This window comes from Methylobacterium sp. J-059, from assembly GCF_022829485.1.
In the GTDB taxonomy this organism is placed as follows: domain Bacteria; phylum Pseudomonadota; class Alphaproteobacteria; order Rhizobiales; family Beijerinckiaceae; genus Methylobacterium.
Window position 1 is genome coordinate 21023 of sequence record NZ_JAKSYA010000084.1, and the last position, 10728, is coordinate 31750.

The window sequence follows — 10728 nt, forward strand, 5'->3', positions numbered from 1 at the left end:
CTCTCATCGGTCGTACCGCCGGCTCAGGCATCGCGGCCCGCATGGGAACCAAGAAGGATTCGATGATGCTCAAGATCTTCGCCCCCGCCGCCATCCTGGCCATCCTCTCGGTCCCGGCCACCGCGCTGCCGCTGGTTCAGGACGCCGTCTCGACCGGATCGGACGGCGCGCGGATCATCCAGGTCTACGGCGGTTGCGGCCCCTACGGCCATCGCGGTCCCTACGGGGGCTGCCGCACCGGTGGGCAATGGGGCGGCTACGTCCGCGGCCGCTCCTGCCCGGCGGGTTTCCACATCGGACCCTATGGCCGCCGCTGCTGGCCGAACTGAGAATTCCATTCATGTCCGGGCGGGCGTCCGGCCCCAGGCCGGATGCCTGCATGATGGTGACGCCGGCGAACCGGCGGGCGCCGTCGCAGCGCACCGAGGAGGCTTTCCATGACATCCGTCGCACAGACCGCGCCGGTCCGGCTCACGCGACGTGGGGCCCTCGCAAGGTTCGCCGTCGGCCTGGCCTCTTCGGCATCCCCCCGCACCGCGTCGGCCGCCTCCGTCGCGGACGCCTCCCTGGCCGGTCCGCTCGGCGACGTCTGGGTCGGTTCGCCCCAGGCGAAGGTGACCTTGGTGGAGTACGCTGCCGTGACCTGCCCGCACTGCGCGAGGTTCCACGCGGAGACATGGCCCGCCCTCAAGGCGCGCTGGATCGACGCCGGGCAGGTACGCTTCACCCTGCGTGGCTATCCCTTGAACCCCCTCGACACCGCCGGCTTCATGCTGGCCCGGGCCGATGACGGCCGGAACTACTATGCGGTCACGGACCTGCTGTTCGAACGCCAGCCGGCATGGGCCTTCGTGCCGAAGCCGCTCGATGCCATGCGGGACCTCATGCGGCAGGCCGGGTTCAGCGCCGAGCGTTTCGATTCCACGCTGAGCGACCAGGGCTTGTACGATGGCGTCAGGATCGTTCACGAGCGTGCGACCTCGGCCCTCGGAGTCCGAAGCACGCCGACGGTGTACGTCGGCGAGGAACGCCAGGAAGGGACGCTGACCGCCGACGCCCTCGGCGAGGTCATAGCCCGCGCCCTGGAAGGCCGCACGGGACGCTGATCCGTACCGCCGAAGAGGAGCCCGACTGTCCGGTTAGGCCACCGGCACCTTGCCGGTGCGCAGCAGTCCCGCCCGTGCTGCACTGGACTGCGCCAGCATCCAGCCGGGGTATTCCGGTGCCAGGGACCCCGCCTCGCCCAGGATGGCCAACTCCGACGGGCTGAGTGTGACGTCGAGGTTGGCGAGGTTGGCGTTCAGCTGATCCACGCCCTTGACGCCGACGATGATGCTGGCGACGCCCGGCTGCTGCCTGAGCCAGGCGAGCGCGATGGCCTCGTGCGTCGTGCCGTGCGCCTCCGCGATCCCGTCCAGCGCCGCGAGCACCGCGGTTCCGCACGCGTCGTCGACCGGCGGAAACGGTACGGTCGCGCGACGTCCGGCGTTCGCTCCGTTTCGGTACTTGCCGGTCAAGTATCCGCCCGCGAGCGGGCTGAACGCGACGAGGCCGAGCCCGTGCGCCTCCAGCATCGGCACCACCTCGCGCTCGATGTCGCGCCCGACGAGCGAATGGTAGCCCTGGTAGGACTGGAAGCGGCTGGTTCCGATGCGGTCTGATATGCCGAGCGCCATTGCAACCTGCCAGGCCGCCCAGTTCGAGACGCCGAGATACCGCACCAATCCCTGCCGAACGAGATCGTCCAGGGCGCGCAGGGTCTCCTCGACCGGCGTCGCGGGGTCCCAGCCGTGCATCTGGTAGAGGTCGATGTGGTCGACGCCGAGCCGCCTCAGGCTGGCGTGCACCGCCTCCATGATGTGGGCCCGGGAACCCCCGCCGTCGTTGGGACCGGTCCCCGCGGCGTGCTCGAACTTGGTCGCGATCACGACGTCCTTGCGGGCGATGCCGAGCGACTTCAGCGACCGGCCCACGATCTCCTCCGCCTGCCCGTCGGCATACACGTTGGCGGTGTCGACGAAGTTGATGCCCGCATCGACCGCACGACGAAGGATGGCGTCAACGGTCTCCTGGCCGACACCACTGGCGGCCGCGTAGCGGCCGCCGGCCTGGCCGAAGGTCATCGTGCCCAGGCATAGCTCCGAGACGAACAGGCCTGTGCGGCCGAGGGGGTTGTAGCGCATGGGGAGCTCCTTCTTCCGTTGCCCCCCACCTACAAGCCGATATCGAGACTTGCAAGTTCCGAAACCAGATAGTATCGAAATGTTATGACGAGCGAAGTCCCCCAGGATCCCATCGATGCTGAAGCGGGCACCGACGCCGCCGCACGAGCCAGCATCACGGTCGGCCGGAAACGCGACGCCTCACGGGACGCCGCCATCCTCGACGCGGCGATCTCGATCCTCGCGGAGGTGGGCTATGACGGGATGACCATGGACATGGTGGCAGTCCGGGCGAAGGCGGGGAAGGCTACCGTCTACCGCCGCTGGGCGACGAAGGCGGACATGGTGCTGGAGGCGGTCGCCCGCATGAAGCGCGAGCAGGTCGACCTCGACAACCTGCCCGACACTGGCAACCTGCGCGACGACCTGCTCGCCCTCTTCCGCCCGCAGCCGATGGAGGAGACGGAGCGCAAGCTGCGGGCGATGGCCGGCATGGCCGCCCTGCTCACGCAGCATCCCGCCCTGGCCGACACGGCGCACGACGCCCTCGTCGCCCCCTGGGTGGAGGCGAACCGCGCCTTGATGCGGCGGGCCCTGGACCGCGGCGAGATCCCGCGGGACGCGGACGTCGAGATGGTCGCGCAGGTCATGCCGTCCATGGGCGCCTACCGGGCGCTGGTCCGGCGTCGGCCGTTCGACCGGGCCTTCCTGGTCACGATGATCGACGGGCTGGTGCTGCCCGCCCTCGGACTTCCCCGCAAGTCGCCCGATCCAACCCCCACCACCGGAGCTCCGACGTGACGTCCCTGACCCCGATGAACCTGCTCGGCATCCTCGCGGCCGGCCTGTCCGTGATGATGCTGGGCTGGCTCTGGTTCGACCTCATCTTCGGGCGGACCTACGCGGTCGTCCTGGGACGGGACCATCTCCCGCCCGCGAAGCCCGCCCCGCTGTACTTCGTCGGCCCGTCGATCTGCATGCTCGTCACCACGGTGTCGCTCGCCGTCCTGATGCGGTGGCTCGCCGTGCCGACCCTTCCGCAGGCGGCAGGCCTGGGTGCCCTGGTCGGCATCGGGCTGCTCGGGTCGACGGCCGTGAACATGGGGATCAATCCAAACATCCCGCGTCCGCTACCCTACGGTTTCCTGAGCGCAAGCTACTTTCTCGCATCGAGCATCCTGATCTGCGTCATCCTGTTCCTCGTGGGTTGACCAGGCCGTGGTCGACGGGATGGACGCGGACGACCTCGTGGCCAGGGAAACGAAGGCCGGCCTGCCCATCGTGGCGTTCACCGATGCCCCGTCGTTCGCCGCTTGGCTCATGGGGCAGGACGAAACCGCGACGGGCGCCTGGTTGAGGTTCGCGAAGAAGGGATCCGGCGCCACGACCCTCTCGCAACGGGAGGCCATCGACTGCGCCCTCTGCGAGGGCTGGATCGACGGGCAGGCGGCGCCCTGGGACGAGCGATTCTTCCTGGTGCGCTTCACGCCCCGCCGCCCCCGCAGCAACTGGTCCGAGGTCAACCGGGCCAGGGTGCTCGATCTGATCGCCGACGGGCGGATCCGGCCGCGCGGCCTCATGGAGGTGGATGCCGCCCGGGCCGATGGCCGTTGGGACCGCGCCTACCCCTCCTCCCGCAACGCGACCGTCCCGGACGACCTCCGAGGCGCGCTCGAAGGGTGCCCTGCCGCCGCAGCACGGTTCGACGGCCTGCAGCGGGCGGAGCGGTACGCCCTGCTCCTCGCCCTCGCGACCGCTCGGAGGCCCGAGACCCGCCGGCGGAGGATCGCGTCCTTCCTCGCCGCGGCGCAGGCATAGACCGGATGTTCCATCCCGTCCTCAGCCTGCCCTGAACCGGCTTCCTGCTCGTATTCATCCGCCGGCGGTGGTCGCCCCTCACTGAGCGACCCCGGCTGCGGGCCGTCACGCCGAGTCGTATCGCGGCAGCTCGGGCTCGGCACGGGGACCAGCGAAACGCTTCCTCGTCAAGGCGCGAACTGCGGGTCGGCTGGCCAGGTGGAGGACGGCATGGAGGAGGCGGATGCCGGCCCTGCTATGCGGGTTCATCACCCGCGAAAAGACCTTCGGGATCCGATGCGTCCGCTCGACCATCGGGCGCATCGCCCCCTCGTAGGCGGCAAAAGCCCTACCGACGTCGTCACTGCGGGACATCTCACCGGCCAGGATGTAGGCCCCCGTCACGGCCAGGGTCGTGCCGATGCCCGCGAGCGGCGTCGCGCACCACGCCGCATCCGCCGAGCAGGACGACCCGACCGTTCGACCAACGCCTCATCCGCACCTGGCGGAGTGTGTCGAGGTGGAAGTCGGCGCTGCCGTCCATCGCGGCCAGCACGCGGGGTGCCTCCCAACCAGCATCCGCGAACCGGGCGTGGAGCCACGCCTTCTGTCGGTCGACGTTCCAGTCCTGTTCCCCGCCCGGAGGCTTCTGAAGCATCAGCATCGCCCGGGTGGTGCCGTATCGGTCCGGGCGCAGGGACACGCCGCGCCCACCAGGCGCATTGTACCAGCGCCACATCCGGTCGTCGGACGCCGTCCTGGGGATCGTCAGGTAAGCGATGGTCAGGTCCATCCAACGAGGCGCATCCTCTCCAGGAAAGACGCGCTCGCGAGTCGATGATTCCGCCCCCTCGGCGACGACAATTGCATCGTAACGCTCCGTACGGCCGCTTGCGAAAACGACGGTCACGGCATTTACGTCCTGCTCCACGCGCTCAACGGCGTCGCCGAGGCGGAACGTCGCGTGTTCCTGAGCGGGCCCGTGTAGCAGGCATGCGAGGTCTCCGCGCAGGATCTCCATCTCCGCGGTCGATCCCTCGCGGTCGTCCTTCGAAACCCTGGACATTGCCGCGACCCGGCCGCGACCGTCGATCCGGGCCGTTCCCTCTTCGCCGGTGCCCTGATCCAGCGCGGCCCGCTCCAACCCCATCCGACGCAGCACCTCGCGACCGACACCGCGCACGTCGACGTTCTGCCCGCCCTTGCGGAACGCGGGAGCCCGCTCGACTACCGTGACGTCGAAGCCGTGACGGCCCAGCCACCACGCGGCGGCATTCCCGGCGATGCTGGCGCCGGTGATCAGGATGCGACGGGCCATGGTGCATTCCCCCTCTGGTTCCCCGTGTCCGGCGAACGGAGCTTCCTCAATGCCTGTTGCTCATGGGTCAAAAGGGACCTTGTCCGCCTGCTTGTTGAGGGCGCGGAAGATGAAACCGGGTGCGATGCGCGACAGGGCGTAGAGGGCCTTGGTCTGCCCGGGCCGAATCTCGTCCCGTCCGGTGCGAAGGCCCTCCAAGAGATCGGCGGCGACCTTATCTGGACCGATCTTCGGACCGTCGTAGCGTGCGGTCAGCTCGGTTGCGACCGCCGGCGGCAACAGGTCGATGACCTTCAAGCGGCTCAGGCGCGTCTGCCAGCGCAACGAACGCGTGAACGCGTGCAGCCCGGCCTTGGCCGTGCTGTAGGCAGGCGTGTTCCCGAACGGTGCGTAGACGAGCCCCGTCGTCACGTTGACGATGGCGGCCTCGGGACGCTCCAGCAACCGCGGCAGCAACGCAGTGGCAAGGTGGATGGGAGCCTGCAGGTCGAGGGCGAGCTCACGGTCGATCCGGACCTGTGCGTCCGGGGTGGTGAGCGCGAAATACTGCATCGTCCCGGCGTTGTTGACGAGGATGTCGAGCGGCGTCGCACCGGTTGAGACATGCTCGATCAGCCGCTCGCGATCGTCCGCGACCGTGAGGTCCGCCACGAAGGTCGTCACCCGGGGCGTGAGCCTCCCGACGGATTCCAGTTTCGCCCGGTCCCGGCCGACGACGAGGACGCTCGCCCCCGCCGCGCTCAACGCGCGGGTTATCTCCAGCCCGATGCCGACGGCCCCGCCGGTCACGAGCGCGTACTTGCCATCTATCTTCATGATGTCACCTTTGTCGAAGTTGGAATGCCGTTCCGCCACCGATGGCGGAACCGTTCGTCCGCGTTCGCCAGGAGGGGCCGGCCGTGTCCGAAGCAGGCCGTCGCGAAGTCGAGTTCGGCGAGCCGACGCAGGCTTGCGAGGCCCTGGGTGCGGTCCTCGTAGCCGAGGGGGTGGCGCAGGCCGAGAAGGTTGGCGCAGGCGTCCGCGACGAACAGCACGCCGCGGGAACGCCAGTGAAGTGCGACCTGGCCGGCGCAATGGCCGGGGGCATGGACGACGCTCAGGCCCCCGGCGATGGGCAGGACATCCCCGTCCCCGACGGGAACGTCGATCCGCACCGGATCGACGTCGGGCTTCGACAGCGACAGAAGCACGAAGAGGACCCGCATCAGCGGGTCGGGGGCCTGCTCCAGGGGGCGGTTCTCGATACGTCCCTCGGCGATCGGCACGTCGAGGCGGTGCATGTATGTCCGCGCACCCGTGGCCGTCACCAGGGCGGCGGCCGAGCCGACATGGTCGGGATGGGCGTGGGTGAGAACGATGTGCCTGAGGTCGGTCGGACGGCGTCCGAGGCCCTCGACGGCTGACAGGATGGCCCCGGTTTGACCGGGGAAGCCGGTGTCGATCAGGGCGAGCTCGCGTCCGTCCTCGATCAGGTAGGCGTTGACCCCTCCAAGGTCGAGCCGGTGCAGGCCGGCCGTGACCTTGGAGACCTTGGCTTGCCTACGCATCGCCACCGACCGTCCTGCAATAGGCGGCGAGACGCTCGGGACGGGTCGCGTCGCACCGGAAGGCGATGTGCCCGTCCGGACGAACCAGGACCAGCGTCGGCTTGCCATCCAGCCCGTAGGCGCGGTGGGCGACACCGTCGAGGTCGCGCAGGAAAGGCTCCCCGTCGATCCCACCCGCGTCGTGGCCGGGTTCCGCGAGCACCCGCAGCGGCCTGACCCATGGCCAGGGCGACGCCAGCGCGGCGGCCCGTGCGAGACCGGGGTGCGCCTCCGTCTCGCGCCCGTCGAACATCAGCAGCCGCCAGCCCCAGCTCATCCCGTCCGGGTTGTAGATCCAATCGAAGAGTTGGGTGTCGGCTCCGTCCGAGGACACGAGGCGGGCGTCGGGCGCCCGCGCGCCGGCCGGGACGGCCTTGCCGACCAGCGGCAGCGTGCCCGGGCCGTGGTCCTCGCTCAGGGGACTGTCAGGGTAGGCGACGCTGAGCTGCGTCAGGTCCATTCCTCCGAACACCCGCTCGGCCAAGTTCGGCATCAGGCTGGCGACCGCCCCGACCGCCACGTCCGCAAGATGGCTCCGATACATCAGCTGCTTGAAGCCACGCACCTGCTCGTCGCCGAGTTCCGCATGCGCGCCCTGACGTTCCGGTCCGTAGCTGTCGAGGACCGCGGGCCCAGCCGCGCCGGCGAGCGTCATCGCCAGCCGCCAGCCGAGGCCGACGGCGTCGACCATGCCCGCGTTCATGCCTTGCCCGCCGATGGGCAGCGTGGTGTGGCCGGCATCGCCGGCGAGATAGACCCGTCCGACCCCGTAGCCGGGGGCGACGCCGTGCTCGAACTTGCCGTGGCTGGCCCAGACCATGCCGGACATCTCGAAGGTCGGGTCGCCCAGGACCTCGCGGGCGCGGGCGACCATCTCGTCCAGCGTCGGGTCGCGGTCGGGAACCAGCTTCTCATCCTCGATGAAGAACAGCCGGTGGACGCCTTCCCAGACCGGCATCACGCCGGCCAGGCCGCCGGGGTAGAGGAAGAACCAGGCTTGATCGAAGGTCGTGGAGCGCTGCCAACTGAGGCGCGCATCGACCTGCCGCGTCGCCCGGTCCGGCATCGGCTCGGTCTCGAAGTCGAGTCCGACCGCCTTGCGCACCGTTCCCTTCACGCCGTCGGCCCCGACGAAGTAGCGGCAGCGAAGGCGCTCGGAGCGACGGTCGTCGCCCGTCCGTTCGACCGTGACCGAGACGCCGTCGTCATCGGCGGCGATGTCCCGGATCTCACACCCGCGCTCGACCGGGATGCCGCGGGCGTCGAGCACCGCCGTGAGCTCTTCCTCGATCACGCCCTGGCTGTTGAACAGGCACGCCTCGAACGGGCTGCCCGAACCCCGGAGGTCGACGCGCGCCAAGGGCTTGCCGTCGAGCAGGATCTGGTGGTCGAGCGACGGGTAGGACTTCGCCGCGATGACGTCGAGGACGCCTATCGACTGAAGCAGCTCCTGAACGCGCGCGACGATGTCGTGGCCTTTCGAGTCCTGTGACGGACCCGGCTTGCGCTCGAAGATGCGGAAGCGGACACCGTGGTGCGCCAGGGCGCAGGCCAGCGTCAGACCGACGGGACCAGCCCCGGCGATGGCGACGTCGGTATCGTATCGGGATTGCGACATCGCCCCGGCCATCATGCTTCCTCCGCCGTTTCGTCGTCGATCCGCGCGTCGTGGATTTGCGCGAGGAGCGCCTGCAGCAGATCCGCCGCGGCGGTGATGCGTTCGGCATCGTGGTCGCGCACCAAGCCCTCGCCCCAGGCCACCTGACGCTCCATCGCCGCGCCGAAGGCGTGCTCTCCCGCGGCTGTGGGCACGACAAGGTGGGCCCGTTGATGGTGCGGGTTGGGGGCAAGCCGCACGAAGCCCGCAGCCTCCAACTCCCTGACCGTTGTGCGCACGGTCTGCCGGGTCAGGCCCATGTTGCGCGCGATGGAGGCGACCGTGAGGGGCACCGGCGCGGCGGCGGCCGCGCCCAGAACCTGCCAGCGGGCGCTCGTCAGCCCGAGGTCAGACACGAGACGGTCACCCTTGGCGATGAGCGCGCCGTTCAAGCGGAAGATGCTGATGACGAGCCTTTGGAACGGGTCGTCGGGCAGGGGCTGGAGACCAATCATGGTAGTTATCTAACAAGTTGACAGAAAGCTGTCAAACATGTTCGACGAGGCGGTGCGGCGGGCGCTTATCGGTCGACCGGCGTCCTGATCCAGACACCGTGGTGCGACACCTTCCGCGCTGCCGGGACCGGACGGACCGCAGCGCAATGACAACCATCAAAGGGTCGAGCCGTCTTGAGCGATGAAAGAATGACCAAGCCCAGCCTCGACCGTCGGCGGTTCGGCGCCCTGCTTGCCGGCACCCTCGCGGCGAGCGCCGTCCCGGGCGCCGTCGCCCCGGCGCGGGCGAAGGCGGAGGACGTCCGCAACGCCGATTTCGACTGGGTCGATGTGGTCCGGGACCGGTCCGTACCAGCACGCCTGTACTGGCCGGCGTCGGGATTGCCGGCGCGTCCGGTGCCCCTGATCGTGTTCTCGCACGGTCTCGGCCAGTCACGCACGGGATACAGGTATCTTGGGCGGCACTGGGCCGCCAATGGCTATGCGAGCCTTCACGTGCAGCACGTTGGAAGCGACCGCACCGTCTGGACGGGAAACCCGTTCGAAATCCTCGACCGGCTGAACGATGCGGCGAACGAACGGGAGGCCATCGCGCGGGCTGCGGACTTGAGCTTCGCGCTCGACCGCATCCTGGATACCGGCCAGAGCGCTTTCGCTGGCTCCATCGACCGTGGACGCATCGCCGCCGCCGGGCATTCCTACGGGGCGAACACCACCCTGCTGATCGCAGGCGCGCGCGTCGTCCGCGATGGTCGGCCCCTCGACCGCCGGGACGCCCGGTTCAAGGCCGGGATCGTGATCTCGGCGCCGCCCTTCTACGGAGAACGCGACCTTCGGTCCGTTCTCGCCTCCGTCACCATCCCGACCTTCCACGTGACGGCGACCGAGGACGAGATCCAGCTTCCCGGGCGGTACTCGCCCGTGCAGGACCGCCTCGACGTGTTCGAGGCGGTAGAGTCGCCGAGGAAGGCACTGGCCGTCTTCCGGGGCGGGTCGCACAGCATCTTCACCGACCGTCCCCTGACCGGCGGTGCCACGCTCAACCCGCAGGTGAAACAGGCGACCGCGGAAGGTACCCTGGCCTTCCTCGACTTGGCACTCGGCGGCGAAGAGGCATCTCTGGTGGCCTGGAGCGAGAGCTGGCGGTCGATCCTCGCCGTCGCCCCGTCGCCATTCGCCATACCGCCTGCGCTGCATCGGCAACCCGCAAGACGGGTTATCTGATACGGCCGAGAAAGAGAGGCCGGCGCCTGTCAGGGTTTCTGAGGTAAGGGGCCTTCGTCACCCGCTACGGTGGACGAGGGCCGGCAAGTTCCGGACGGGCGCCATCCCGCATTCACCGCCACGTTCGCTTATGTCTCGGTGCCTCTCATGCTTGCGGCGGCGGCGGGTTTAGGCCTGACGGGGATGCATCTCGCCGCTCATAGCCAGATCAAGCGTCCTGGTGGAGATACGCGCTGATCTAACTGCGCCCGGTCTCCCGAGCCGTGGGTGTCCTGTGTGGATGGCTCCCGCATTGCAAGCGGCGAATTGAGCTTCTGACGCGTTGGTCGGGTGCAGTCTTGTGTCCGGCCTGTTGATGCAGTCGTTCATGTGACTGCTGGCCCTGATAGTATCCGCGAGCTGGGTCCCACTCTGCTTTGCGGGCTATGATGCTCTGGACATTCAGCGGGGTGTCCCGGCTCCCGGTCTGACCGGTTCGCCATCAACTCTCATCGTCCTCGCAACTCGGAAAAGTGCTCCCCTTCCTGCT

General features: G+C 69.0%; 12 protein-coding genes. 6 read left to right on the top strand and 6 right to left on the bottom strand.

Going from position 1 to position 10728, the window contains the following annotated elements:
* Nucleotides 1-65: 65 nt before the first annotated feature.
* Both MKK55_RS09215 and MKK55_RS09220 read left to right on the top strand, forming a co-directional pair.
* The gene (locus MKK55_RS09215; RefSeq protein ID WP_243931991.1) at nucleotides 66-329 is read left to right on the top strand and encodes a GCG_CRPN prefix-to-repeats domain-containing protein; all 264 of its coding nucleotides are present in this window, start codon (nucleotides 66-68) and stop codon (nucleotides 327-329) included.
* A 108-nt stretch (nucleotides 330-437) separates the two neighbouring features.
* On the top strand, nucleotides 438-1106 hold the full coding sequence (locus tag MKK55_RS09220) for a thioredoxin domain-containing protein (RefSeq protein WP_243934355.1): 669 nt from the start codon (nucleotides 438-440) through the stop codon (nucleotides 1104-1106).
* A 33-nt stretch (nucleotides 1107-1139) separates the two neighbouring features.
* Here MKK55_RS09220 and MKK55_RS09225 read toward each other — a convergent pair whose 3' ends face one another.
* Complete coding sequence (locus MKK55_RS09225; protein WP_243934356.1) at nucleotides 1140-2183, bottom strand: aldo/keto reductase; 1044 nt, start codon at nucleotides 2181-2183, stop codon at nucleotides 1140-1142.
* An 84-nt stretch (nucleotides 2184-2267) separates the two neighbouring features.
* Here MKK55_RS09225 and MKK55_RS09230 point away from each other — a divergent pair, with 84 nt between their 5' ends.
* The 3 genes from MKK55_RS09230 to MKK55_RS09240 are packed head-to-tail and all read left to right on the top strand — an operon-like array spanning nucleotide 2268 to nucleotide 3980.
* Complete coding sequence (locus tag MKK55_RS09230) at nucleotides 2268-2963, top strand: TetR/AcrR family transcriptional regulator (protein ID WP_243934357.1); 696 nt, start codon at nucleotides 2268-2270, stop codon at nucleotides 2961-2963.
* Nucleotides 2960-3373 carry a DUF1761 domain-containing protein gene (locus MKK55_RS09235; protein WP_243931958.1) on the top strand — a complete coding sequence of 138 codons (414 nt, stop codon included), beginning with the start codon at nucleotides 2960-2962 and terminating at the stop codon, nucleotides 3371-3373. Before MKK55_RS09230 ends, MKK55_RS09235 begins: the two co-directional genes overlap by 4 nt.
* Nucleotides 3374-3392: 19 nt before the next feature.
* Nucleotides 3393-3980: a YdeI/OmpD-associated family protein gene (locus MKK55_RS09240; protein ID WP_243934358.1), complete on the top strand. Its 588-nt coding sequence runs from the start codon at nucleotides 3393-3395 to the stop codon at nucleotides 3978-3980.
* 355 nt (nucleotides 3981-4335) lie between these two features.
* On the opposite strand, the gene MKK55_RS09245 is transcribed toward MKK55_RS09240, so the two are convergent.
* Genes MKK55_RS09245 through MKK55_RS09265 form a run of 5 tightly spaced genes read right to left on the bottom strand, consistent with a single transcriptional unit; the run spans nucleotide 4336 to nucleotide 8975 of the window.
* Nucleotides 4336-5277, bottom strand: a complete 942-nt coding sequence (locus MKK55_RS09245; protein WP_243934360.1) for an FAD-dependent monooxygenase — start codon at nucleotides 5275-5277, stop codon at nucleotides 4336-4338.
* Between the two features lie 60 nt (nucleotides 5278-5337).
* Nucleotides 5338-6093, bottom strand: coding sequence for an SDR family oxidoreductase (locus MKK55_RS09250; protein WP_243934362.1), 756 nt, complete (start codon nucleotides 6091-6093; stop codon nucleotides 5338-5340).
* On the bottom strand, nucleotides 6090-6824 hold the full coding sequence (locus MKK55_RS09255; protein WP_243934364.1) for an MBL fold metallo-hydrolase: 735 nt from the start codon (nucleotides 6822-6824) through the stop codon (nucleotides 6090-6092). The genes MKK55_RS09250 and MKK55_RS09255 overlap by 4 nt, the downstream gene beginning before the upstream one ends.
* A complete protein-coding gene (locus tag MKK55_RS09260) occupies nucleotides 6817-8481 on the bottom strand; it encodes an FAD-dependent monooxygenase (RefSeq protein ID WP_243934365.1) in 1665 nt (554 codons plus the stop codon). The genes MKK55_RS09255 and MKK55_RS09260 overlap by 8 nt, the downstream gene beginning before the upstream one ends.
* An 11-nt stretch (nucleotides 8482-8492) precedes the next feature.
* Entirely contained in the window at nucleotides 8493-8975 is a 483-nt protein-coding gene (locus MKK55_RS09265) for a MarR family winged helix-turn-helix transcriptional regulator (RefSeq protein ID WP_243934366.1), read from the bottom strand.
* Between the two features lie 174 nt (nucleotides 8976-9149).
* On the opposite strand from MKK55_RS09265, the gene MKK55_RS09270 reads away from it, so the two are divergent.
* Entirely contained in the window at nucleotides 9150-10199 is a 1050-nt protein-coding gene (locus MKK55_RS09270; RefSeq protein WP_409566038.1) for an alpha/beta hydrolase family protein, read from the top strand.
* Nucleotides 10200-10728 lie beyond the last annotated feature (529 nt).